Source organism: Metabacillus malikii (assembly GCF_030813355.1).
GTDB classification, from domain to species: Bacteria; Bacillota; Bacilli; order Bacillales; family Bacillaceae; genus Metabacillus; species Metabacillus malikii.
In genome coordinates, this window is sequence record NZ_JAUSUD010000031.1 from 18,111 (window position 1) to 43,714 (window position 25,604).

The 25,604-nt window shown below is 37.0% G+C and carries 19 protein-coding genes and 3 pseudogenes; 21 read left to right on the top strand and 1 reads right to left on the bottom strand.

Annotated features, from left to right (window positions below; all coding sequences use genetic code 11):
- The first annotated feature begins 11 nt into the window (after nucleotides 1-11).
- From J2S19_RS20995 to J2S19_RS21065, 15 genes and pseudogenes are all read left to right on the top strand, one after another.
- The gene (locus J2S19_RS20995; RefSeq protein WP_307346047.1) at nucleotides 12-212 is read left to right on the top strand and encodes a hypothetical protein; all 201 of its coding nucleotides are present in this window, start codon (nucleotides 12-14) and stop codon (nucleotides 210-212) included.
- A 501-nt stretch (nucleotides 213-713) separates the two neighbouring features.
- Complete coding sequence (locus J2S19_RS21000; RefSeq protein ID WP_307346049.1) at nucleotides 714-1,025, top strand: hypothetical protein; 312 nt, start codon at nucleotides 714-716, stop codon at nucleotides 1,023-1,025.
- Nucleotides 1,022-2,959, top strand: a complete 1,938-nt coding sequence (locus tag J2S19_RS21005; RefSeq protein ID WP_307346053.1) for a DNA/RNA non-specific endonuclease — start codon at nucleotides 1,022-1,024, stop codon at nucleotides 2,957-2,959. Before J2S19_RS21000 ends, J2S19_RS21005 begins: the two co-directional genes overlap by 4 nt.
- A 50-nt stretch (nucleotides 2,960-3,009) precedes the next feature.
- Nucleotides 3,010-3,426 (top strand): immunity protein YezG family protein, encoded by a 417-nt coding sequence (locus J2S19_RS21010; protein WP_307346096.1) that lies wholly within the window; start codon nucleotides 3,010-3,012, stop codon nucleotides 3,424-3,426.
- 121 nt (nucleotides 3,427-3,547) lie between these two features.
- Nucleotides 3,548-3,970, top strand: a pseudogene (locus J2S19_RS21015) (deaminase domain-containing protein); the annotation flags it as partial.
- Nucleotides 3,971-4,032: 62 nt separating this feature from the next.
- A pseudogene (locus J2S19_RS21020) lies at nucleotides 4,033-4,274 on the top strand (Imm3 family immunity protein).
- Nucleotides 4,275-4,429: 155 nt separating this feature from the next.
- The gene (locus J2S19_RS21025; RefSeq protein WP_307346056.1) at nucleotides 4,430-4,630 is read left to right on the top strand and encodes a hypothetical protein; all 201 of its coding nucleotides are present in this window, start codon (nucleotides 4,430-4,432) and stop codon (nucleotides 4,628-4,630) included.
- 335 nt (nucleotides 4,631-4,965) lie between these two features.
- Nucleotides 4,966-5,587, top strand: a pseudogene (locus J2S19_RS21030) (HNH endonuclease).
- 15 nt (nucleotides 5,588-5,602) lie between these two features.
- Complete coding sequence (locus J2S19_RS21035) at nucleotides 5,603-6,070, top strand: DUF6985 domain-containing protein (RefSeq protein ID WP_307346058.1); 468 nt, start codon at nucleotides 5,603-5,605, stop codon at nucleotides 6,068-6,070.
- Between the two features lie 375 nt (nucleotides 6,071-6,445).
- Nucleotides 6,446-6,664: a hypothetical protein gene (locus tag J2S19_RS21040; RefSeq protein WP_307346061.1), complete on the top strand. Its 219-nt coding sequence runs from the start codon at nucleotides 6,446-6,448 to the stop codon at nucleotides 6,662-6,664.
- Between the two features lie 166 nt (nucleotides 6,665-6,830).
- Nucleotides 6,831-7,229 carry a DUF805 domain-containing protein gene (locus J2S19_RS21045; protein WP_307346064.1) on the top strand — a complete coding sequence of 133 codons (399 nt, stop codon included), beginning with the start codon at nucleotides 6,831-6,833 and terminating at the stop codon, nucleotides 7,227-7,229.
- 998 nt (nucleotides 7,230-8,227) lie between these two features.
- Nucleotides 8,228-9,928, top strand: coding sequence for a molecular chaperone HscC (locus J2S19_RS21050; protein ID WP_307346067.1), 1,701 nt, complete (start codon nucleotides 8,228-8,230; stop codon nucleotides 9,926-9,928).
- The gene (locus tag J2S19_RS21055; RefSeq protein WP_307346070.1) at nucleotides 9,928-12,237 is read left to right on the top strand and encodes a J domain-containing protein; all 2,310 of its coding nucleotides are present in this window, start codon (nucleotides 9,928-9,930) and stop codon (nucleotides 12,235-12,237) included. Before J2S19_RS21050 ends, J2S19_RS21055 begins: the two co-directional genes overlap by 1 nt.
- A 15-nt stretch (nucleotides 12,238-12,252) precedes the next feature.
- The gene (locus tag J2S19_RS21060; protein ID WP_307346072.1) at nucleotides 12,253-12,903 is read left to right on the top strand and encodes a DUF1266 domain-containing protein; all 651 of its coding nucleotides are present in this window, start codon (nucleotides 12,253-12,255) and stop codon (nucleotides 12,901-12,903) included.
- Nucleotides 12,904-12,969: 66 nt separating this feature from the next.
- Nucleotides 12,970-13,653 carry an endonuclease V gene (locus J2S19_RS21065; protein ID WP_370875188.1) on the top strand — a complete coding sequence of 228 codons (684 nt, stop codon included), beginning with the start codon at nucleotides 12,970-12,972 and terminating at the stop codon, nucleotides 13,651-13,653.
- Between the two features lie 303 nt (nucleotides 13,654-13,956).
- Here J2S19_RS21065 and J2S19_RS21070 read toward each other — a convergent pair whose 3' ends face one another.
- Nucleotides 13,957-16,341 (bottom strand): GH36-type glycosyl hydrolase domain-containing protein, encoded by a 2,385-nt coding sequence (locus J2S19_RS21070; RefSeq protein ID WP_307346075.1) that lies wholly within the window; start codon nucleotides 16,339-16,341, stop codon nucleotides 13,957-13,959.
- A 277-nt stretch (nucleotides 16,342-16,618) separates the two neighbouring features.
- On the opposite strand from J2S19_RS21070, the gene J2S19_RS21075 reads away from it, so the two are divergent.
- The 6 genes from J2S19_RS21075 (at nucleotide 16,619) to J2S19_RS21100 (ending at nucleotide 25,516) form a co-directional block, all read left to right on the top strand.
- Nucleotides 16,619-17,785 carry a nucleotide sugar dehydrogenase gene (locus tag J2S19_RS21075; RefSeq protein ID WP_307346077.1) on the top strand — a complete coding sequence of 389 codons (1,167 nt, stop codon included), beginning with the start codon at nucleotides 16,619-16,621 and terminating at the stop codon, nucleotides 17,783-17,785.
- 489 nt (nucleotides 17,786-18,274) lie between these two features.
- Complete coding sequence (locus J2S19_RS21080; RefSeq protein WP_307346080.1) at nucleotides 18,275-19,048, top strand: REP-associated tyrosine transposase; 774 nt, start codon at nucleotides 18,275-18,277, stop codon at nucleotides 19,046-19,048.
- 172 nt (nucleotides 19,049-19,220) lie between these two features.
- A complete protein-coding gene (locus J2S19_RS21085; RefSeq protein WP_307346082.1) occupies nucleotides 19,221-21,431 on the top strand; it encodes a YhgE/Pip family protein in 2,211 nt (736 codons plus the stop codon).
- A 430-nt stretch (nucleotides 21,432-21,861) separates the two neighbouring features.
- Nucleotides 21,862-23,106 carry a hypothetical protein gene (locus J2S19_RS21090; protein ID WP_307346084.1) on the top strand — a complete coding sequence of 415 codons (1,245 nt, stop codon included), beginning with the start codon at nucleotides 21,862-21,864 and terminating at the stop codon, nucleotides 23,104-23,106.
- A 149-nt stretch (nucleotides 23,107-23,255) separates the two neighbouring features.
- A complete protein-coding gene (locus tag J2S19_RS21095) occupies nucleotides 23,256-23,996 on the top strand; it encodes an NERD domain-containing protein (RefSeq protein WP_307346087.1) in 741 nt (246 codons plus the stop codon).
- Between the two features lie 647 nt (nucleotides 23,997-24,643).
- Nucleotides 24,644-25,516, top strand: a complete 873-nt coding sequence (locus tag J2S19_RS21100) for a tyrosine-type recombinase/integrase (protein WP_307346089.1) — start codon at nucleotides 24,644-24,646, stop codon at nucleotides 25,514-25,516.
- Nucleotides 25,517-25,604: the final 88 nt, after the last annotated feature.

Here is a 25,604-nt window from a genome sequence, read left to right on the forward strand (position 1 = left end):
GGAGGGAAAAAGTGTCTCAATTTTGGTTGAAGTATGGAAAAGTTATAACACTACTAGTTTATAGTGTATTTATGTTATGTCAGGTACTGGTTGGTTTACTAGTCTTTGAAGATTTAAAAACAAAAATCGTCATGATAACGTTACAGGTAATAATGACATCGATTGTTTTTTTTATTGCATATAAAATAACAAATAGAATGCTCGAAAAATAGAATAAAAGTTTATGGTTATAAAGCTATTATATAAAAAAATCAAGTCATATATAAGTTGACTTGATTTTTTTGAATCTCACTAAGAAAAAAGGCCTCAATCTTATTAAATTTAATAGTTATAAATGTTCATATTTAAAATAAGCAGTAAGAAATATTGAGGTTGAATATATATGGAGGTAACATTTCACTATATTAATAGTAACAATAAATTGAATCCTTAATAGTGAATATATACCTCACATCTATTATAAAATTATGATTCTTTAACAAATTTAATAGGTGACTGGGAATTTTAGAATTATTAACAATCTCGAGGACGCGAAAAGAGAAATTAAACAAAACTTCGAGCAGATGGACTTTGAAAACGCCTCTGCAAAAGAGGAAATGCAACAAATCGTAGACGACATGATTTCAGAACTAAATCAACTCATCTCAACCATTCAAGCCGTACATTTTAGATGAATTTTTCAGCCCATCCATATAGAAAGGACGTGGAACTATTTGGCGAAAGCAGAAATTAAACTAGATATAAATGAATTAAAGGCTGCATTAGACTCACTGCAACAAGGTATTGATGACTTTACAAGCTACACGACATCATTTCGCAATGGCACACGAGACCAGCTAAAAAGCTTTAACTCAGACTTCATCGATAAACTAGACGCCCTCCTAGACAACATGAACGATGACATCAATACAAGTCTATTAGAAAATTTAAACTCGATAAAGAAAGTCGGCGAACAAATTATTGAACAAATGCAGAGTACCGATGAACAAATTGGTCAAAAGATAAAGAGTGGTGCCTCATCATGAAACAGGATCTTAAAATAAACTACGGAATATTGGACGGGATTATCGAACAGCTCCGCACATATAAAAATGCCCTAGATACAATGGACTCATCACTCGAAACATTAGTGGGCTTCATCAACAACAACTACGCCGATAGCATCGACGCCTGGGATGAACTTGTCAAAGATTCAAAGAAACATATAAAAGAATACCGTGAACAAATCGGTGACCTACTCTCCCTATTTGAAGGATATGTAGACGACACCACAGCACATATATCACCAATCGCCAGGAATGCGATGATGCGAGTCGATCGCAGGGATATATGGATGAACCTGTGCCAGTTAGAATCGGGAATTAACAACAACGTCCCAAAGGCTATCCGAATAACAAAAAATGAACCTTTTTCGCTCGCTTTCTGGGACGACCCAACCGATGAGGAAAAAGAAAAAAGTCGCTCAAACAAAGCAAAGCTCGACTACATTCGCGGTGAGATCTCCTCAACCCAAACAATACTTGACCGAAAAATGGACGCGTTATGGAACATTTTTGATAATAAAATCGTCCCATATGAAAACACCGACGATGCTTACAATAACAAAGCTGCAGCCGTCAAATCCAAATACACAAACTTCTTTGAAGGAATCATCGACCAGTTTGAGCAGGATATAAAAGTAGCAACAAGCTTTATTAAAGGCCTAGTCGAAGGCATCGTAGATATCCTTGTCGGCATTGTCACAATCGTCGTAGACGCCAGCATCGTCGCAGTTTCCAACCACATCCCAGACACAATCGAGCCCGACTTCATCAAAAACCCGGCCAATGAAGTCAAAGCCAAGTACGGAAAAATGATTAGCGACGCCATCGAAGACCCATTCGGCATCTTTGAATCAATCGGCCAAGGCATCTCAGATACCGTTGAAGAAGAAGGAATCGCCTACATCGCCGGAAACGCAGCACCATCGCTAATTCCATATGTCGGGGTAGTCGGCAAGGCAAAATGGCTAAAAGCAGTCGATAACGGCGATGGACCAAAGACAAACTCCGTAACCGAAGCGCTTAAACCAAAAGTAAATGACCTCGTACGAAACAACAAAGCATTTGAAGGGATTAAGCAGCGTGGTGTAGAAGTAGTAACGAAGACAGCGAACGGTGCGATTCATGTGGTCAAACAGTTGGATAAAGGGATTAACAGTGTTAGAAATGGATTGGTATATGTTGCAGATAATGTAGTTGGTGGTATAGACGTCTTTATAGATATAATGAAAAGAAATGGTAACATAGACAATAATGCAGTGTATGTAAATGTACCTAATAAACCTAATGTGCCGTGGAATGTTTTGGATAATAAGGTTATTCAGGAGAATATAGTTGCCCCTTTGAAAATGATGTTTAGTAAGTTGAGTGGTGGGGGGAAAGGTGATAGGGTTGATGATGGGGGTATGGGTAATCGTTTATCTGGAGATAGTGAAATTAAACCATTAGTAGGAAAAGGCGAACAGTATACTAATGGAAGAAAAAATAGATTAAAGCCTAATATTAGATATCAAACAGGCGAATACGATTATTTTTATGAAACTGATAATTTAGGCAGAATTTCAAAATTCGAGGCAGATAATCTACAACTAACTGATAGGGGAAATAGACTATCGCATAGCAGAAATACATTAGGTAAGATAAAAGGAAAGGACCACGCAGGACATTTGGCGGCTGACAGATTTGGTGGGTCACCTAAGATTGATAATCTAGTATCACAATTATCTGATGTTAATTTGAGACGGTATAAGAAGGTTGAGGATGAATGGGCTGCAGCTTTAAAAGAGACTCCACCTAAGGAAGTAAAAGTGAATGTAGAAATTAAATACGTAGGAAAAGATGCGAGGCCATCAGAATTTATCGTAGAATATGAGATAGACGGTAAATATGAAGAATTAAATATATTAAATAGGGAGTGATTAGGTTGGGTAAACAATTTGAAGATTACTTCAGTGAATTACAGGCGGATATGGTTTCTATATGTTTAGAATACGCTTCTGACCAAGCTGATAAAATATATATATATTGTTCTATTGAAGAAGGTCTTATCTCGAATGACTTTTTTTATAATATTGGTGGAAGGATTGTAGAGAGACATAAACTAAACGATGCATTAGAGAATGATACAGGTTTTTCTTATGATGTTTCAGTAAGTCGCCAAAAAGCAGTTGTGAAAATAATAAATGAAAATATTAAAGAAATGATTGAACTATGTAAAAAATATGATCGCGAAATGCCGACAGAGATTAAGATTATATACGATGTAATAGAAAATAAACTTAAGGCAGATTATAAATATGAACTTGTGCATACAGACGATCCTAGTAAAACTGCTAGTTCTATTTCAAAGTATTGGTTTGAAGATATTAAGATGGATAATAATTGATTAAATAGAGACGGTTATGGAGCAGCTAAATGAATGCACCATAACCGTCTCTATAATTTTCTAGGGAAATGGATGGAATATAATAATTCACTATCCCAGATACCATGGTATGAGCACGTAAGGAAATTTATCGAGTAAATATAAAAAATCTGGTAATTTTGCTGTTGCCGAAGTGGATGTCAGTGGGATAAGCAAATCGGAATCCGAATTTTATGCTCAAAGTAGCATAAATGAACTTAAGGGAAGTCTTGAGCATAAGGTGCCTGATATTTCTTTACAACCTGAAAATCCAATGATTAAGGCTACAGAAGCAGTTGGTAAAAATGGATTTAATTATTTAAGGAATACAGATACTGAGTATAAAATACTAAATGATATAGCTTCTAGGCTTGGGGATAATACACAAGCTAGTGGTAGAATTAAGTTATTTACAGAATTGGATACTTGCGACAGTTGTAATAAAGTTATAGCAGAATTTGCATCTACATATAAAAATATTGAATTAGAAGTCATACACAACAATGGTAATAGAATTATCCCTTAAACTAAATTTTTTGGAGGAAAATAATTATGAAAGATTGGGAGTATAGTGAATAATTTGAAGCAATTCAGGAGACATATGAAGAGTTGTTAGTAGAAGATAGGGGATATAGATATGCTATAGCAAGACTAGCAGATGAATTCGATAGCGTATTGAAGGTATAACAAAGAGATTAAGCAAGTTTAAAGATATAGATGCTTCAAATGAACTGACAAAAGAGGAAATAGCAAATTTAACTAATAGGATAGAAAAAGTATTAGAGGGTCTTAGTAAAGTTGATATAGATTATAACCTATCTTCCGAGTAAGTTATATTAGAGTCTAACAATAGATAACTATAAAGAGCACTTGATTGTTTTTTTGGCAACAAGTGTTTTTTTTATGAAAAGTATGCATTGGACAACTTAAAAAACTGTATGAAATCATAACTCATGATGATTTTTGTACCAAGAAAATACAAAAAATGATCAGCGACGCCATCGAAGACCCAATCGGCATCTTTGAATCAATCGGCCAAGGCATCTCAGATACCGTTGAAGAAGAAGGAATCGCCTACATCGCCGGTAACGCAGCACCATCGCTAATCCCATATGTCGGAGTAGTCGGCAAGGCAAAATGGCTAAAAGCAGTCGATAACGGCGATGACCAAAGACAAACTCCGTAACCGAAGCGCTTAAGCCAAAAGTAAACGACCTCGTACGAGACAACAAAGCGTTTGAAGGAATCAAGCAGCGTGGTGTAGAAGTAGTAACGAAGACAGCGAACGGTGCACTTCATGTGGTCAAACAGTTGGATAAAGGGATTAACAGTGTTAGAAATGGATTGGTATATGTTGCTGAAAATGTGGTTGGTGGTATAGACGTCTTTATAGATATAATGAAAAGAAATGGTAACATAGACAATAATGCAGTGTATGTAAATGTACCTAATAAACCTAATGTGCCGTGGAATGTTTTGGATAATAAGGTTATTCAGGAGAATATAGTTGATCCTTTGAAAATGATGTTTAGTAAGTTGAGTGGTGGGGGGAAAGGTGATAGGGTTGATGGTGATGGTACGGATGATATACCGCCAGCATTCAAACAAAAGGAATTTGCCAGTACCTATGAATCAAGATTTAAGCAAACACCTGCTGAAACGAATATAAAGGTTGTTTTTGAAGGTGCTAGAGGTGAGTCTCTATGTACTTTAAAACCACCACCAGATCCTACATTACAGAAAATTTTAAATGAAGCTGGTATTGAAGGAATCGAGTATAGAAATGGAGTTCCTGATTTTTCACCAGTAGCAAAAGCGCAGTTGGAAATTGATTATATGCTAGGTGGAAAAGGAACTAAAGGAAATGCTGCTAGAGATTATAATTTTAAGCAAGCAAATGAAAAGTTAGCGGTTCAACTTAATAATTCACCAGAATTGGCAAGCAAATTTGGAATGGAATCTGGTGGAATTACTGCAAAAGATATAGAAAAATACCGAGTTATAAATTAACATGGCATGAGTTAAATGATGGAGTTACTATGCAACTTGTGCCAACAGAATAAATGCCCAATTTGGACACCTTGGTGGAGTTGGTGAAATAAACGCAGGAGCTTTTGGACCTGGAGGGTTTGCAAATAAATAATAAGGAGATAATAAAATGACAATCAATGATAAAGTTTTTGGAGAACTGGATTACCAGTATACATGGGTTGGATACAGAACCATAAAGTTTTTAGGAAAGGACACCAAGATAGCATTATTAATTGGTGGAGAAGATGATGGTCAGTTTGAGGAAGGCCAATATGTGGCATATAATTCATTAATGGAAAAATGGGATAAAATTCAGTATAACATATTAGAACCGATTCTAAATTATTATAAACAGAAAAGGCATGAACTTGGTTATGATGTTGCATATAATGAAAATTATCCATTAATTGAAACTGTTAATCAATTAATAGAACATATCACATTAGTAGGTATATCTGTTCCATATGATTTTCTTCGTGATGGACGTGATATAGGTGTCTCATTTGATTGTTCATGGGATGAGGAAAATGGCTTAGGAATTCGTCTTATAAATGAAAAAGTAGAAGACGTAGGCTATCAAGATGTAGCTATCTAAAAAGGAAACACAGTATGAGTTTAGAGAGATGATTAAATCACATGTGGTTTACATGTAATGGTAGAGGTCGATGGTAATGTTAAAAGTGTAAAATCATCCTTCTTCCATAAAGGAAATGGGTAGCTATAAATTGTTTAAAATGATTAAAATCAATTCGATTAATGGTAAATAGTTAAGTCGGATTTTTGTATTTGTCGCAATTTACAATAGTTTTATTATGCTAATAAATATTCGAGACTAAGATTATATAGCATAAATCCACAGTTCAAAAGAGATTGGTTATTGTATAAGTACTATTGACATACTACTGATTTATACATTAACACGAGAATGAAAAAATAGCGGAAATTTGAAACCTTGAAGGAGGAAAGCAATATGTCACAATTTTGGAACAAACATGGGCGAGTCATAACATTAGTTTTTTTCAGTATATTTATGGTCAGTCAAATAGCGGTTAGTTTTCTAGCCTTTGAAGATGTAAAAACGAAGCTTATCATGATAACGATTCAAGTGCTAATGACTTCCTTCGTTTTCTTTATTGCGTATAAAATAACGAAGAGAATACTTGAAAAAGAGGATGCTGTGCGGAAATAAATAATAAAAATACCTAGAGTTCCTCTGTTATAAATAGGATAAATTACCAAGAAAAGGACTAAATTACCACTTTGTGTAACAGGAACTTCTGCTCATATAAATAATGGTATAATCTATCTGCAATTGTTTGGATTTACAAAATAATCCCAAATTGGAGGTAGAAATTATGAAGTGGTACATAAAGGGGTTAAAAAATTACACTAATTTTATGGGGAGGGCGAGCCTGGAAGAATATTGGATGTATATTCTTTTTTATTTCCTCTTTCTCATGGGGGCATTTTTTATTGATTTGCCTTTTTACTTGAAAGGGAACGACCCTATAATGACAACTATTTATATACTAGCCTTCTTTTTACCAACTTTGGCGATTCAAGTGCGCAGACTTCATGATATAGGCAAATCAGGCTGGTGGGTATTAATTGCACCTGTACCACTAATCGGACCAATTACCTTGCTAGTATTTCATTGCTTGGATAGCCAACCTGGTGAAAATAAGTACGGTCCACACCCAAAAGCCACAGTTGAAAAAGCGAATGTCCAGCTCGAAAACAGTTTTCGCTTGTAAAAGATGCTAGTGATTCAAAAATTTTAGTTTGTAACTCGAATTTCTAAGGAGAACCTTTACCAAATTCCCGGTATAGGTTCTTTTTTTCTAACTTTACAGCGATTCTCCACCTGTTTTGCATGAAAATACCTTCTTGTCCCACACGAGAATTGTAGAATCTCTCAACTTTACAGATTTATCTCTCAACTTTTGTAGAAAATCTGTCAACTTCGCATAAAAATTTGTCAACTTTTGCAGAAAATCTGTCATTCGACAAAATTCGTCGAAGTTCCCCCTTTGCAATAGTGTTTCATTCTAAGAAATCCTCCCGCCACCCCGTTCAAAAGGGTATATCCGAAGAAACTGTCACCCCTATCATAAAATAGTCGATTTTCAAAAGTTACGCCCACTATTGTAATAGCAACAATCTAAAAAAGTAGTCACATCATTCATGTTGCTCCAACCCCAGTAACTAGTACCACTCCTAAAGCTTAAACTTCAACATTTTAGTAAGTAGCACCTCCCGAAGGCCAAGCCTGCTCACTATGTGATCAGCACCTTCCAAAAGTCTTGCACCTCCACCTTAGTGAGTAGCACCTCCCGAAGACCAAGCCCGCTCACTATGTGAGTGGCACCTTCCAAAAGTCTTGCACCTCCACCTTAGTGAGTAGCACCTCCCGAAGGCCAAGCCTCGCCCACTTAGTAAGTAGCCCCCTCCGAAAGCATACCCTCACAAACTTAGTGAAGAACCCATTCCAAAAGCATATCCTCCGACAATTCTATTGAGAAACGCCACACCAAAAGTATCCCTTACCACCTATATCTCGAAGCAAAGCATTCCCCCTATCTATGAAAATACTCCCATCTCCACCACCACACCTATTACTTTTATCCTGAAATAAACGGGCATCCTTGACTAGATAATGTCTGTATAACAATATAAATACATATGGTGTCATAATTACATATTAATTCCATATATTTATGTGTAATTTTTGTCTTGAAGAGAGGGAATCGGTATGACAACGGTTGGTATAGATTTGGGTACTTCTAATAGTTTAGTAGCATATTGGTCTGAGGATGGGCCGAAAATTATTCCCAATGTACTGGGGGAGCATTTAACACCATCAATTGTGAGTGTTGATGATAATGGCGAGATTTTAGTTGGACAAATTGCGAAGGAGCGTCTAATTACACATCCGGATGAAACGGCTGCTACGTTTAAGAGATATATGGGGTCAGAAAGAACGTATTCGTTAGGCAGCTATCAATTCACTGCTGAAGAGCTTTCTTCCTTTATTCTGCAATCTTTGAAACGGGATGCGGAGGAATATCTTGGGGAAGAAGTGTCAGAAGCGGTTATTAGTGTGCCGGCTTATTTTAATGATACACAGCGTAAGGCTACGAAGCGAGCGGCAGAGATGGCAGGTTTGAAGGTTGAGCGGTTAATTAGTGAACCAACAGCAGCAGCGATTGCTTATGGGTTGCATTTAGAAGAATCTGATACGAGATTTTTAGTGTTTGACTTAGGTGGTGGGACATTTGATGTCTCAATTCTTGAATTGTTTGAAGGAATCATGGAAGTGAAATCAATTGCCGGGGATAACTTCCTAGGTGGTGAAGATTTTACATCGATTTTATACGACCATTTTCTTGAATCACAGATGATTGATGCTGGGTCACTCAATGTCAATGAACGTTCAGCATTATTAAAGCAGGCCGAAATTTGCAAACGGGAAATCGGTAAAGGGAAAGCGGGGAGAATGAGCTTTCAATATAAAGGTGAACATTACGAACGGTCGATTGATAAGGCACAATTCGAACGGATTTCAAGAGATTTAATCATTAAATTGCGAAATCCGATTGAACGTGCTTTGCGTGATGCTTCGCTGTCAGTCGATGATATTGATGCAGTTATTTTAATTGGCGGAGCGACAAAAATGCCAATTATAAAGACGATTGTTAGTAAAATGTTTGGTCGTCTCCCACATTCAACGATAAATCCAGATGAAGCAGTTGGTCTCGGGGCTGCGGTCCAGGTTGCGCTGAAGGAAAGAAATGAAGCGTTAAAAGAGATGATTTTGACAGATGTTTGTCCCTACACGCTAGGTACGGAAGTGTCGAAGCCGATTGGCAAGGACAAGTTTGAATCGGGTCACTTTTTCCCAATTATTGAACGGAATTCACCAATACCCGTTAGTAAGGTTGAAAGATTAGTTACATTACATGATGGGCAGAAGGTTGTTCGAATCAATGTTTTTCAAGGGGAAAGCAGACGAGTTGAAAACAATCTTAAGCTAGGTGAGTTCGAGGTTAAGGTTCCACCGGGGCCAGCAGGGGAGCAACAAATTGATGTTCGTTATACATATGATTTGAATGGACTGCTTGAAGTGGAAGTGACCACAGTTAGTACAGGTGAAAAGAAGCGGATGATTATTGAGAAAACGCCTGGAGAGCTTTCAGAGAAGGAAATCGAAAGCCGTCTGGAGCAATTAAAATCGATTAAAATACATCCGCGTGACCGTACAGAAAATCGTTTACTGCTAGCGAAGGGTGAACGCTTATATGAAGAGGCACTAGGAGATAAACGGGAGCAGATCGCCATGCTGTTAGCAAGGTTTGAAGCAGTGATGGCTAATCAAAATGAGCTGGAAATTAAGAAAGCAGCTCATACCTTAAAGAGTGAGTTAAATGCGATAGAAAGCTGGGTGGATTATTAATGAATCCATGGGGAATTTTAGATATTGAACCAACCGATGACACGTCGCAAATTAAAAAGGCATATGCAAAGAAATTAAAACAACACCATCCTGAAGATGACCCGGAAGGATATCAACGGCTTCGTGAGGCTTATGACTACATAATGAAGCAACAAAAGAAAAATTCAAATCGAGCGCCATCTAAAGCTTACAAGATGAATGCAGAAGCCAATACACAATCTACTTCCTCTGTGCTGACAATTGAAAACCAAGAGGAAGAACTAGTCGAGAACCAAAAGCAATTGGTGAATGATTTTATGAATAAAGTAGAGGAGCTATATCACCATTTCCCTTCTAGGATTGAAGGTGATAACTGGTCTGTGCTACTAGATTTAGAGATACTGAGACAAGAGAAAATGTACAAAGCCATCAAACGAAAGCTGCTATTATTTCTCTGTACACATCATTTTTTGCCAAAAAAAATATGGGTTCTGTTAGAAGAGACCTTTCACTGGTATGAAGAGCTAGCGGGGAATGAGGCGATTTTAAATGAACGGTTAAAACATTTCTTCCACAACTACAAACAACGGCTTGAAGGTCCAGATTATTCTTATCACTTTTTACTAGATGCGGACGGGCTAGATTATGATGGATTTTTGGCGAAGAAAGAAGCAGCATATGAAGCGTTCGAATCGGCAGATTATTTAGAAGCTGAGAAGGTGATTACGCGGGCATTGCTCCTTTACGCACGTGACCCTGATTTATACAAAATCTATGGGGAGACATTGCTAAGAACAAATCAGCATGAAGAAGCGGAATTTGCCTTTTCTCAGCACATGAAAATTCACAATCATTCTTTTAATGCTCAACTTGATGTCGCAGCTGCATATTTTACATGTCATCACCTGGACGAATCGTATAAAATTTGTGAATCCTTATTAAAGGTTGATTCTAGTCATATTGACGTTAACTTGTTAGTAGGAAAAATTCTCTATGAAAAAGGTTTGGTGACTGAAGCTGAAGAAATGTTTAAAAAGGTTTTAGAAATAAATCCACACCAAATCGAGGCAATCTTGCATATAGCTAAAATCCATGGTGCGCCCTCAGTGGAACATAAGCAGCAGTCCGAGCATAATGAACATCAGTATTCTGAAGAAGACACTGTTCATAACCAAGACAGTATCGTAGAGAACTTTATTGAAAAAGTGAAGGCAGTCTATACGCATTTTCCGTCGCGGATACAAATTGAAACATGGCAAGACTTACTTAATTCAGATGAAATATGGAATTTTCAAATTAAGGGAAAAATCAATGTTGCGCTATACAACTATATATTGGAGCATCACTTTTTGCCAAAAAATGTCTTAACTCTTCTCGAGGATACGTTCCATTGGATAGAGGAACTCGAGTCAGAGGAAGGATACTTGGACGAGAAGGAGCTTGCCTTTTTAACTTATTATAAAAGGAAATTAGCGGCTCACTATGAATCTTATAAATTTTTAAAAAATGCAGGGGATATTGATTATGATCGCTTTTTAGGTCATAGAGAGGCGGCCTTTGTTGCATTTGAGATGCTACATTACTCGGAAGCAGACAGGAATATACAAGAGGCATTGCGTATTTATCAATACGATCCTGATTTATATCGTATTTTAGCACTAAGTCAATTTTTTACCAGTCGGTATGAAGAAGCAATTGACACGTTTAACCAATTACTGCAAATTGACCATACCGATGATACCTCAAGACTAGCATTCGCTGAAGCGCTCTATAAATGTAAACGATACGAAGAGTCGATTAAGCATTGTGAACGATTGCTAAAAAAGCATCCAGATGCTCCTAAGCCAAATGTACTCTTAGGAAAAAATCTGCTTGAATTAGGAGACTTAGAAAAAGCGCGTGAGGCATTTAAAAGTGCCAAACATGCTGAACCAAGTCATATCGATGCAATTATTCACTTGGCGACCGTTAATAAAATGATGTATGAGCAGAAAAAGCAAAAGAAATATAAGCGTCCACTTATAAGAGAAATAAAAGGAGAGTTAGGAAAGTCAAGTGTAGTTGGTCTTGCTTTTGAGTTTCTTGTCGGATTTACACTGCGGTCACTCCACTTAATCTTTCTATTTCTCATCTTTTTTAACGGGTTTACCATTTATTTTCCTGACCCTTTTCTAACGCCTTTGTTTATTCCACTGTTCTATGTAACTGGGATGTTTGAGGTCTATCCAGACTTTGCGATGAAAATGTGGACCCATTTATTGATATGGTACATCCTGATGTATTGGTTTGGTAGGAAAATTGTAAGGGTAGCAAGAGGAGTCCGTTACTAGAAGGGAGCAGAGAAAATGACAAAGAATGAACGTGAACGAAGGAAGCAAACTAGTCTTTTCTTTAATGGATTAACAGCTGCAAACAATGGGAGTTATTACGAAATAGTGAATCAACAAATTCTACCATGGAAAAGCAGCATAAGAAATTCACTGAAAAAAAGGGGAATACTTGATACAACCAGCTTTAAAAAAGAGATTCATAAGATGCTAACCCATGGCCAACAACGGGAGTTCAAAGAGCTCAGAAATGAACTGCTAGCGATACCGAAAGAGGAGCGTCTTCACTATGTTGAATCCTTTGAAGATGACAGTGATAAACAAAGGAAACTAAAGGTCGTGCATGATTACTTTTATCGCTTACCAGAAAGTACAATCGCTGCATTTGATTACACTCTTTACATTGTGCATTGTACATACGGAGCAAAAGTCGGATTAATAACAAAAGAAGAAGCATGGAATTACAAACTAAAGGCTGCAAGACTCGCGCAAAAATCCTACTCAGGATGGCTCGAATATATTTCTGCATATTATGCGGGTAGTCAATTTCATACACAAAATGAAGATGGAATAAAAAGATACTACACTCAATACACAAAAGATATATCAAAACTTGTAGCCGCAAAGCATAGCCCAATTAACAAGGTTCAATGGAATATAGAATTATAAAAGCTAAGCATCAATTGTGGTGACGACGATTGATGCTTTTACTGCATTAAGAAAGTAGCGTGAATAATGATGAAGGAAGCCAAATTAATAGAAGAATTCACAACCGAACAACGCGCCCTCCTACCAAAGGTCCAACTCAAAAACACCTTTCAAATTGACAAAATACAACTTGTCGCAGGCGTAGACCTAGCCTATTGGGATGTTGAGGGAAAAACATATGGTACATGCTGCATCGTCGTTATCGATTTCTCTACACATGAAGTTGTTGAAAAAGTACACAGCTACGGCGAAATCACAGTCCCTTATATTTCAGGCTATCTCGCATTCCGTGAGTTACCATTAATCAAAGCAGCTGCCAAAAAGCTGACGTTACAGCCTGACCTCTTTCTTTTTGATGGAAACGGCTATTTACATTACCGCAACATGGGAATCGCTACACACGCTTCCTTCTATTTAAATAAACCAACAATCGGCGTTGCCAAAAGCTATTTGAAAATTGATGATATCGACTTTACGATGCCAGAAAATCGTGAGGGAGCATATACAGATATCGTAATAAACAATAAAATATACGGTCGGGCACTGCGTACGACGAAAAATGTAAAACCAATTTTTATCTCGTGTGGGAATTGGATTGATTTAGAGACAACGACTGATATTGTCATGAGTCTTGTTAATAAAGAGAGTCGCTTACCAATCCCTGTGCGGTTGGCGGATTTGGAGACGCATGTTAAGAGGCGGGAGTACTGAGGGGGAGTTCAGACATGGGCGATTTCCTATATAAAAGTGGTGCGATTTTTATTGATAATGAGCAAATTAGTCAGTATGCTTAGCATTCTGGCTATATTTTTTGTTCTAAACTCGAAAATAGGTACTGAATTTCGGATACGGAGTGGAGAATCTCTCAACTTTTCAGGATAATTTGTCAACTTTCGAAGAAAATCTCTCAACTTCAGCAAAAAATCTCTCAACTTTTGAAGAAAATCTGTCATTCGACAATTTTCACCAAGCGGTAAGAGCCCCAAACTTAAATTTGGGGCTCGCTCATCAATGTTAATTGTTGAAAGGTAATTTCACTTCTATTTTATATAGAGCATCTTTCTCGATATCTCGTAAAATACCATCATGAAGAAGCACTCCGTCACAATAAACCTCAGTTTCAGTCACTCCAGCTTCCCGCTTCAGCTCAATTTCTACCTGTGAACCTCGAAATTCACGCTTAACTGATGCTTCATTCCAACTATCAGGCAATTGAGGCTCAATTCTTAATCCATCTTTATCACCACGTACTCCGAATAACCCATCAACTAAGCAGCGGTACACCCATGAAACGGTCCCTGTATTAAATAAGTGACTAGAACGACCTGCTGTTCTAGGAATCTGTCGGTATGCGCCACGGTAATAGTTTGGAATAAACACTGGTAATTGGCCGCGTTGCAGTACATCGTCCAAACCTGGTCCAGGAATCATTTTGCGTAGCAGGCGATAAGCATTTTCTTTTTCTCCAGCTGTGTATAGAGCATAGATGTAAAATACTGCAGCATGATTATAAACGGCGCCGTTTTCCGCAGAACCTGGATGCTTTTGTGTAACACGACCAACGTCTTCACGCATTTTTGTATAAGCAGGAGCGAGCATTTCGACACCGTATGGAGATTCCAACTGCTCTTCAACTGCTTTTAGTAGTTTTGCCTTTTGAGATTCGTCAGCCGCACCGCTTAATAGCGCCCAGCCTTGAGAATTAAGGAAAATTCGTCCTTCCTTATCCTTGCTAATTCCGAATACGACGTTATCATCAGTGATTCCTCGTGCATACCATTCGCCATCCCATAAGTATGTATTGATGACGTCATTTGCTTTGTCGGCTTCTTCTTTGTACTTCTGACTGTTTTTTAGCTCACCATTTTTTTCACAAATGTCAGCCCAAATCATAAAGGCATAGGCTGAAGCTGTCGTTAGCCATCCAGAAACCCCTTTCCCTTTGTAGCCGACCATATTCATTGGATCACACCAGTCACCTTGATTGATATAATTTAATCCTCTTTCGTCGCGATCGTGAATGAGCCAATCCATTGCAAGATTAATATGTTGATATACTGTTGCTGTTTCTGTTCCGCCATCAAAAGGAACAACTTCATCTAAAATACTGTAGTCATTTGTTTCGTCTAAATAAGCACTTAAACAAATTGGCAACCAGACACAGTGGTCGGTATGTGGAACTTGGTTAATGTATTTCAACTCAGCATCCTTGTGAAGAATAATTCCATCAGGCATGGATCCGTTTCGTTTTTGCTGACTTAATGCGTGTAAAAATGCGTCTCTTGCAACTTGTGGTTTAATGTAGCTCATCCCCATATTATCTTGGAGATAGTTTCGCGTTTGTGGATCTGTTGATAGACGATTTGTTATACCGTGATAATACATTTGACGTGGAAGCCAATGATTTACCATATTGTCTAGTCCAGCATCTGGTGTGTGAATTTCTAAACATCCTCTTCCAGCTGCAACATATTTTTCATATTCTTGCTCGGCTTCTGTAAAACCATCGAAACCGGTTTCGTTTTTATCCATAAAAAATTGCTGTTTAATCGTTTCTATTTCATTTTCATTATGTGCTGGTCCAAAGATGAAGCGGTATTCCTTTTCTTCCTCTTCATTCAAATCTAGCTTATATTGCAACGCACAAATTGGCATTTCATAACGTGAGTCACCTTTTCCGAGTGCCTCTTGTTGGAGTGCCGATGGTGAGTGGATACCGCCTTCACCTTCAAATGCCTCTTGGTTCACTTCCCAAGAAAACGGCGTTTCCTCTGCTAACAAATAGGTTTTATCTCGAAAATTTTTGATTTTATCATAATCTTGATATTTTTGATAAGGTGTAATCGATGAACAAACAATTGCTTGTAACTTTTCATTGTATTCTCCAGATTGGTTCATCCACGACATATACCCAACTGTAAAGGCAGGATACATACTAAATGTACGCTTACGGTTAGAAATATTTTTCACCTTTACACGCCAAAGCTCCATTACCCCATCTTTAGGCAATGTTATTGTCATCTCAACTTGAATACCATCTTGTTCGATGTACCATTTAATGTTGTGCTTTCCGACAGCGAACGTATACTTTTCAGGTAAAACGCGGACAGGCTCGTATGGTGCTGAGAAAATCTCGCCATTTTCTTCATCCTTCATATAAATGAAACGTCCTGGATGATGAGCGTAATATGGCTGTTCCGGCTGCATGAATGTTTTCGCTTCCAAATTTGGTGCATGTGAATATTTAGCCGGCTCAGGCTGCATAAACTGTGCAACTGCATAACCACGGCAGTTCACTTGAATCATCATGTTGTCATTCCATAAAAACCCCGAAGCTTTAGGCATACTAGTCGGGCTAGTAAGCTCGTAATATTCATTATTTTCACTAGCTTTAATCAAAAAAATCCCTCTTTTCGTTGCGACATGTTTTAGAAGTTACATTCTCCCTTCACTATTTTATATGATTCTTCTAATTTACTCCACTAAACTGAGTGATATTTCCTAAATTTCAGTTTATTTTTGAAAACACTCATTAGCATAATCAATTTGTTCAAATGTTGTAGTGAATATCTATAATTTGGTATAGTGGTGTATGTAGGTGTAATTAAGGAATTGAAAATTTTTATTACTATAAATAGATTATTTTGTTATTAAACATAGAAGAGGGTATGTTCAAATGAAAATTACAATTGCGGGAACAGGGTATGTAGGTTTATCGAATGCAATCCTTTTAGCTCAACATAATGAAGTAATTGCGTTAGATATTATTCAAGAGAAGGTTAATATGATTAATGAGAAAAAGTCTCCTATCATCGATAAAGAGATAGAAGAATATCTTGCGACAAAAGATTTAAACTTAATAGCAACAACGGATAATTATTTGGCTTATAAAGATGCAGAATATGTGATTATTTCTACACCTACCAACTATGATCCAGAAATGAATTATTTTAATACGAGATCTGTTGAAGCAGTAATTGCAACGGTACTATCAATAAACCCTGATGCAGTGATGGTTATCAAATCAACTGTTCCGGTTGGTTTTACAGAAGCTGTGCGTAAAAAGTTTGACACGCAAAATATTATTTTCTCACCAGAATTTTTACGTGAAGGTAAGGCTTTATATGATAACTTGTATCCTTCAAGAATTATAGTTGGGGAACAATCAGAACGAGCGAAAGTTTTTGCGAATTTGTTAGTTGAAGGTGCATTAAAGGAAGATATCGATGTATTATTCACAAATTCAACAGAAGCAGAAGCGATTAAATTGTTTGCAAATACTTATTTAGCAATGAGAGTTGCTTTTTTTAATGAGTTAGATTCCTATGCTGAGATAAGAGGTCTTAATTCAAAGCAAATTATTGATGGAGTAGGACTTGATCCACGCATTGGCACTCATTATAATAATCCATCATTTGGATACGGTGGATACTGCTTACCAAAAGATACGAAACAATTGTTGGCCAATTATCAAGATGTTCCAAATAACATAATGGGAGCAATCGTTGATGCGAACCGGACAAGGAAGGATCATATCGCGGACATGATTTTGAAGAGAAACCCAAAAGTTGTCGGCATTTATCGTCTTACAATGAAAACGGACTCAGATAATTTCAGACAATCAGCGATCCAAGGTGTCATGAAACGCATCAAAGCTAAAGGAATCGAAGTCGTTGTTTACGAACCAGCACTTAAAGAGAAAACATTCTTTAACTCAAGAGTCATAAACAACTTTGAAGAATTTACAAGTATCTCAGACGTAATCGTAGCAAACCGACTAACAGAAGACCTCCACAGCGTCAAAGAAAAAGTATACACAAGAGACCTTTATAGTAGAGATTAAAAAGGAAGCGGGGGGACGGTTCTTTTGCTTCTTTTTGTGTTGTCACATAGAGGGAAGTTGAGGTTGAGGATTTGTTCTCCTGTATAGGGAATACAATATATAGTTTCAATCAGTTATAAATGTGAAGTGTAATAGAACTAACTGGTTTTCATTAAAGAACGAACCTAGGAAAAGTATGTACTCTTTCATTATTGCAAGTTTTGCAATAGGGAGGTTGTACATACTTTTTTTGAGAAAGCGCAGTATTGAGAATAGTTTTTCATTGGGCGGAAGTGTAGGATTTTATATTAATGAATAAATAATTACTCTATGATTTAATAACAAAATTGAAATATCGTACTTTGACTATATGTTTGTATTTATATACTATTGTTTTGTTCAAGAAAGCAAAGGGAAAGCAAAGGTGGAAAGCAAAGGGACGGTTCCTCCGCTTCCTTTGAACAGGAAGCAGGAGAACCGTCCCCCTGCATCAAAAGGAGGTTACATGTTGTGCCACGTCGGGCGAGAACGAAGAGTGTGTCTGGAATTTATCATGTAATGCTAAGAGGGGTGAATCGGCAGGAAATATTTCATGATGATGAGGATTGTTATAGATTTTTAGACTTGTTGAAAATGTATAAGGAGAAGCTTGACTATAAATTGTATGCATGGTGTTTAATGAACAACCATGTCCATCTACTAATAGAAGAAGGAAATGAAAGCATCTCAAATACGATGAAGCGAATTGGTGTTTGTTTTGTCTATTATTATCATGAAAAGTACAAGACGGTAGGTCATCTTTTTCAAGATCGGTTCAGAAGCGAAAATGTTGATACGAGCAGGTATTTTCTCACTGTCGTTCGCTATATCCATCAAAATCCCGTAAAAGCGGGTATAACGGAAAAACCTGTTGATTGGAGATGGAGCAGCTGCCTTGGCTATTATGGCAGGCGTGTCTATCCTGCAAAATTACTAGATAAACAGAAACTATTTAATTTGTTTTCTCATGATAACGTTGTTGCAATGCAGCTCTTTAAGGAGTTCAATGAAAAGGAAAATGATGATGAATGCCTCGAAGACCACATTAGACTAAGATTAACAGACGAAGAAGCAAGGGAATTTATCAAAACTATTTTAAGTCCAATTGAAATAGCACAATTTAAAACCCTTCCGAAAAACCAACGAAACGAATTCCTTCAACAAATTAAACAACTTCAAGGCATCTCCCAACGCCAATCCGCCAGAATCCTCGGCATCTCACCAAACTTAATCTTCAAAGCATAGGAAGCAGAGGGACGGTTCTTCCGCTTCCTTCAAACAGGAAGCAGGAGAACCGTCCCCGCGCTTCCCTCTTTTCATTTCACTCGAAAACTGTTTTAATATAATAATGTACGATTGGGAAATTTAAACTTATTGATTAAGTTAGTGTTTAACTATGTTAGGTGAGGTGCAATATATGAAAAAAAGTTTATCCATTTTCACAAGGGATTGGAGAAATATATCAAAGAACTGGGTTGCGGCTATCTTGATTGGCGGATTGATTTTGCTACCTTCTCTTTACGCGTGGTTGAATATTTTGGCTTCCTGGGACCCGTATAGTCAGACGGACCAACTACCGATTGGGATTGTAAATGAAGACAAAGGTGCATCGTTTAGAGACCGTGACCTGCAAATCGGTGACGAGGTTGTCGAGAGTTTGAAGAAGAATGATAGCCTCGAATGGCATTTTTCAAAACGAGAAAAGGCACTCGATAAATTGAATGTTGGGGACTATTACGCAGTCATCGTTATCCCTGAAAATTTTTCTGAAAAACTAATTACGGTATTAGAAGATAAACCTAAAAAAGCTGAAATTGAGTATTTTGTTAATGAAAAGGTCAATGCCATCTCACCGAAAATAACCGATAAAGGTGCATCGACAATTGTAGAGCAAATTACAAGCAACTTTGTATCGGAAGTAAACGGAACAATTTTTGATATGTTTAACGAGCTTGGAGTTAACTTGGAAAAAAACCAGCCCGATATTGAAAAATTTGAAGAATATGTCTTTAAGCTGGAAGAAAGCCTACCAGATATTCACCGTATTATTTCAGATGGCTACGCTGAAACCGAGGACGGTCAAGCTTTGATCAAAAAAGCTGAGAATATGCTTCCGAAAGCAAATGAGGTTGTCGGGAACGGCCTATCTACAATTGATAAATCATTGAAGATGTTACAAGATGGCGAAAAAAGGCTGAATGAAATATCTCCAAAAGTTGAAGCGGATTTGAAAAAAGCACAACAAATGGCAGAAGATGTGAATCAATATATTACAGAACTGCAAAATAGAGATATAGCGTTAAACCCTGAGGAAATAACGAAACAATTAGATGAACGCGTACAATCATCTATTGATAATATTGAAGCCGTAGAGACGGTTTTAAAGCAATTTCAACAGTTGCAACAAATGAAGCCTGAAGAAAATACTGGAGGGGAAAATCAACTTCCAGAAAATGTACAAGCAAACTTGCCATCTTCAGAGACGCTTAATCAGGCGATTACGCAATTAAATGATTTAAAGACGACACTGCAAGGAATCCAAACAGAAAGTAAGCAAATCAAAAGTGAACTTTCTAAAAAACAAGCCGAGATGGAGAATATCCTAACGACATTAGATGAGAAATCAAAGCAAACAATCGATAAAATTGATGCTTTTTCTAAGGAGTACAACGAAACAATTAAACCAACAGTGTTAGAGGAAGTTCGGTCTGCGAAGAAGACTTTGACTGACGCACGTAAATTACTAGTCGAGGCACAAGCAACGATTCCGGAAGTGACAAGTTTATTAAAAAACACGGATGGGACGTTAAGTGAAGGTCAAGAGGCACTAGAGTATATTTTAAATGAGTATCCTTACGTTAACGTAAAAGTGAATGAGCTGGCTGACCGGATCCGTGAGATTCAAAAAGAAGCAGATTTAGATAGTATTATTGACCTGTTAAAAAATGACCCAGAAGCGGAAAAGAGCTTTTTTACTGAGCCTGTGTTATTAAATAAAAACAGTGTCTTTCCAATTGAAAATTACGGAACGGGTATGACGCCGTTTTATACAGTTTTGTCATTATGGGTAGGGGCGTTATTACTTGTATCACTATTGTCAACTGAAGTGCACGACGAGCATTTTTCTCCAAGACAAATATATTTTGGGAAATTGCTCACGTTTTTAAGTATTAGCTTGGCACAATCATTAGTCGTGACATTAGGGGATATTTTCATCTTAAAGGTCAATATTGAGGAACCTTTCCTGTTTGTAATATTCGGATTGTTTACAAGCTTTATCTTTATGACGATTGTTTATACTCTTGTTTCTGTATTAGGAAATGTAGGAAAAGCTGTAGCGATTGTGTTTTTAGTTCTGCAAATTGCAGGCTCAGGAGGAACATATCCAGTCGCATTATTACCAAGCTTCTTCCAAATGATAAATCCGCTGCTACCATTCACATATGCAGTCGATATCATGCGCGAAGCAGTCGGAGGCATCGTCCAAGAGAAAGTCATCATTGACCTACTCTTCCTAACAGGATTCGGACTAATATTCCTGTTAATCGGCACATTCATCAAAAAACTACTAAACAAATCAGTCAAACACATCATGAAAAAATCCCACGAATCAGGATTGTTTCATTAGGAAGCAGGGGGACGGTTCTTCTGCTTCCTTTGAAGGATTTGTGGGTAATTGAGAAAAGCGGGGAATTGATTATTTCCTCGCTTTTTTTTGTGCTTTACTGACGAAGTAGGGGGAAGCGGGGGGACGGTTCCTCTGCTTCTTTTTGAGGATTGTGGGTAATAAAGAAAAGGTGGGGAAAGTAATTTGTGCTTTATCAAAGGAAGCAGGAGATATTTTTGAAGTAATATGCTTATAATGCTTTTCTTTAGAAATGTTCGTTTTTGAAGACCTGATGGTGTGGTCTATACATTAAAATGTGCTGAAGTTACAGATTGACGTTTCGCATATTATCCATTTTTGGAAGCGCAAGAACCGTCCCCATGCTTCCATCTTGTATGATAAACTAAGACTATAGAACTATTAATATTGTATCAGGGGTTGCTAATTAGATATGAAAAAGACGTTTACCATTATTGTTACAGCTTTACTTACAACGGTCGTTACTCTTTTTGTGCTATGGAAATTAGATGTTATTTATTTGAACTTGTCGACGCCTGTTGAGAAGGGGAAGGAGTTCATTGGGCAGGATGAGCTTTCTTTATTGCTGAAGCAAGAGTATCCACATCTCGGAGATGAAATACAAGTTGCACATACGTTATTAGGAGAGCCAGTTTTTACATCGGATGGTCAAAAGGACTTTGACTTATTAAATGGTGAAGAAACCGTTTATATTACATTTGAAGACCGTCAACATAGCGATAAAATTCAATCATTCCAACTTTATGTAAGTGGTGATAAAGAAAAGATTGTGGAGCTTGGAAAAAAGTTTCTGCCAACGGGAAGTTCCTATATTAAAGAAAAAGAAGATGAAATTGAACGGAAAAATGAAACTATTCGTTATACAAAAACGGAATTTTTAAACAGGCATTACTATCAGATGCCTAATGGAGATGGGTTTGCTTACATACAAGTTTCAAATAATGAAACAGATTTATTTGATGAAACCAGGCAGCAGAAAGAGATTAATTATGATTTAGAAGTATCTTATGTCAGCGAAATGGAGTTGCGACATGATTTAGGGATGATTGATGAATATACAGTAGTCAACGGGGAAATCGTCGCTAGTAGTTTGAGAAGTGATGAGCTTGTTATTGATGAAACGAATGAAGCTTCTGATGCTAAGTCGGAGGATAGTGTTGTAGAGAGTGCTGAGGAGAATATACTAGCAAACGATGTATCAAGCCATGAAATGCAGTCTTTTTCAGACCATATTATTGACCAAAACAATGAAAAAGTGAAAGATTCAACATTTCGCCAACTTGCTAAAACCGGGAAGATAGAAGGTATAAATGTACAATTATATGTTCCAAATGGGCCGGAAATAGATGCACACATCGGGCAACCTGATTGGCGTGTTCCTAATGAAGGTGGTTACTTCCTAATGTATGAACAATGTGGCTGTGGTTATGGAGTAGAATATGATTACGAGGAACTACCAGATTCACCAATAAACTCATATTACCTACCAATCCGTTTAACCCGCGATGAAATTGTTCAATCACTAGGGGAACCAACTAGTGAAGGTGATAGTGAAATCGATGGAAAGCCATATCTTTATTACCAACTAGGAAATTACGAGCTATTCATCGACAAAAGCTTGACATCACAATACTACAACTCTATCTCATTGAAATAAGGAAGCAGGGGGACGGTTCCCTTGCTTCCTTCATTGGCCCTGCTATTTAGTTGCTAGACAATATTAAGTAGGAAGATGGTACATAAGGTATACGAAATAGATAGGAAGCGGAAGAACCGTCCCTGCGCTTCCTTTTGGGGGAGATTCATTTGTTATTAATTATTTTCTTTATTGTGCTTGTCATTGCAATTGTTTGTAGTCTCCCTTCAGTTAAGGGTTTAATTGGGGAAAAGTCTGTGGCATTTTTTCTGAAGAAATTGAATGGAGATGAGTATGAAGTTTTCCACGATGTTTATTTACCAACTAGTCATGGAATAACTCAAATAGACCATATTGTTATATCAAGGTATGGAATTTTTATTATTGAAACAAAGAATTATAAAGGATGGATTTATGGATCGGAACGTAATCAATATTGGACACAGGTGATTTATAAACGAAAGGAAAAGTTCTACAACCCTATTAAACAAAATTATGGCCATATTAAGGCATTACAAAGCTTTTTAGGGGTAGAAGAGAATGATATCTTTTATTCAATTATTTCCTTTAGTACACGCTCTACCTTAAAAAAAGTTGACGTTCAAACGGAGAATGTAGCGGTTATTTATACTCCGCGAATAGCTGGAGAAATTATGAGACATCAAACAAAATGCTTATCAAACTTTACTATGAATAAGTATCTCTATCAAATTAGAAGTTTGAAAAAACCTACTCAACAAGAAAAGCGAGAACATATTCAACAAATAAAGAAGAGAGTAACAGATGGCAAATATGACACATGTCCTCGTTGTGGTGGACAACTTGTACACAGAAGTGGTAAATATGGTCCGTTTATAGGTTGTAATAAATTCCCATCTTGCAGGTATATTGCCAAAAAGGAAGCAGAGTGACGGTTCCCTTGCTTCCTTCAAGTTTAAGATGTTTGGTTAATAGACGGAACTAAGTAAGAATCTGTACATAAGGTTATTCGGATGTTAAGGAAGCGGAAGAACCGTCCCTGCGCTTCCTATTTCATTAAAAGAATATACAATTGGGAGGGGAAAGTCCTGCAACTCATATTAATTTCAATTATTGTACTTATCATTTTGGCAATCATCTATAAAATTAACCCAGGTTGTGGATGTTTAATAACATTAATAATTATTGGATTTGTCCTATTTCGGTTCTTTCCAGGTTCTTTAAATTTCATCATTAATTTAGTTCGAGCTGGATTTTACTTATTGAAGGAATGGATAACGACAAGCGTGGGGGAAATGTTTTAATAGGTGTGAAAAATGGAAGCAAAAGAAGAACGAAATCGCTAGCGATAGCTTTAAAAACATCCTTCTATCAAAAAAGGGCAAAAAAAATGAAAAAGTATCTTTTTCGTGATATTGTTTAATCGCCAAAGAAAACAATAGAAAGAGATACTTTTTCGTATGAACATTATATCACGAAGTGCTTTTCAAAGACACATACATATTAACAATTCAATTCGTGCTCCTCCTGAATTTAAATCTTTTCTAGTATTTAGATTTACTATTCAGGAGGAGATACAATGGATCATTATGAAAGAAAGATAGAGCTTTTCTTTGAACTCAAAGGTACTCCCGATTCCTCACAAGAATCATATCGTCGCAGAATACTAGCCTTCTTAGGCTATATGAATAAATGTAATCGGCCCATATCTGAGATGAATGAACATGATATTCAACAATACATTCTACATCTTAAGAAAGAAAATGGTCTTGCAGCTAGTACGATTAATAACTATATTTCATCGATTAAATTTTTCTATACCTACATTTTGGAAAAGGATTGGAACAGTCGTAAAGTACCAAGAATGAAGCGAATTCAAACGTTTCCTATGGTTCCCTCTAGGGATGAGGTCTTCTCCCTTTTAGATACTACTAAAAATTTGAAGCATAAAGCTATATTAGTATTAATGTACGGGAGTGGACTACGTGTTAGTGAAGTGGCACGTCTTAAAATTAGTGATATCTGTAGTAAATCAATGCGAGTCCGTATTGAGAATGCCAAACATAATACTAATCGTTACACTATTCTATCGAAGTTCGCATTAGAAATACTTCGAGATTATTTTAGACTCTATTTTACACCAGGTGAATATTGCTCTTCTGATTGGCTGTTTCCTGGACAATCCAAACAAAATCATATCCATGTCAAGACCATTAAAAATACAATCATTAAACTTAGAGATAGTGTGGGACTGGATTCGAAAATATCTGCTCATACTTTAAGACATTGTTTCGCAACACATGCTTTAGAAGATGGTGTAGAACCTGTATTTATTCAACAGATGCTCGGACATAAACGACTTCAAACTACACTTACCTATTTACACATTACCTCCAAAAGTCTAATGGGTGTACAAAGCCCGTTAGATAGACAAGGAGGTCCAATGGGATGACGACGGTTCAAGAGGTGTTCCGTCAGTTTTTCCCTAAATATTTAGACAAATATTCGCCTTCCTGGACACAAATCAAGGCAGCGAACGA

Coding starts and splice junctions, on each gene's coding strand:
- J2S19_RS21040 (WP_307346061.1), top strand. CDS start 6,446: ATGTCACAATTTTGGAACAAACATGGGCGAGTCATAACATTAGTTTTT.
- J2S19_RS21050 (WP_307346067.1), top strand. CDS start 8,228: ATGACAACGGTTGGTATAGATTTGGGTACTTCTAATAGTTTAGTAGCA.
- J2S19_RS21055 (WP_307346070.1), top strand. CDS start 9,928: ATGAATCCATGGGGAATTTTAGATATTGAACCAACCGATGACACGTCG.
- J2S19_RS21025 (WP_307346056.1), top strand. CDS start 4,430: ATGATCAGCGACGCCATCGAAGACCCAATCGGCATCTTTGAATCAATC.
- J2S19_RS21090 (WP_307346084.1), top strand. CDS start 21,862: ATGAAAAAGACGTTTACCATTATTGTTACAGCTTTACTTACAACGGTC.
- J2S19_RS21060 (WP_307346072.1), top strand. CDS start 12,253: ATGACAAAGAATGAACGTGAACGAAGGAAGCAAACTAGTCTTTTCTTT.
- J2S19_RS21045 (WP_307346064.1), top strand. CDS start 6,831: ATGAAGTGGTACATAAAGGGGTTAAAAAATTACACTAATTTTATGGGG.
- J2S19_RS21010 (WP_307346096.1), top strand. CDS start 3,010: ATGGTTTCTATATGTTTAGAATACGCTTCTGACCAAGCTGATAAAATA.
- J2S19_RS21075 (WP_307346077.1), top strand. CDS start 16,619: ATGAAAATTACAATTGCGGGAACAGGGTATGTAGGTTTATCGAATGCA.
- J2S19_RS21100 (WP_307346089.1), top strand. CDS start 24,644: ATGGATCATTATGAAAGAAAGATAGAGCTTTTCTTTGAACTCAAAGGT.
- J2S19_RS21085 (WP_307346082.1), top strand. CDS start 19,221: ATGAAAAAAAGTTTATCCATTTTCACAAGGGATTGGAGAAATATATCA.
- J2S19_RS21005 (WP_307346053.1), top strand. CDS start 1,022: ATGAAACAGGATCTTAAAATAAACTACGGAATATTGGACGGGATTATC.
- J2S19_RS21035 (WP_307346058.1), top strand. CDS start 5,603: ATGACAATCAATGATAAAGTTTTTGGAGAACTGGATTACCAGTATACA.
- J2S19_RS21065 (WP_370875188.1), top strand. CDS start 12,970: ATGATGAAGGAAGCCAAATTAATAGAAGAATTCACAACCGAACAACGC.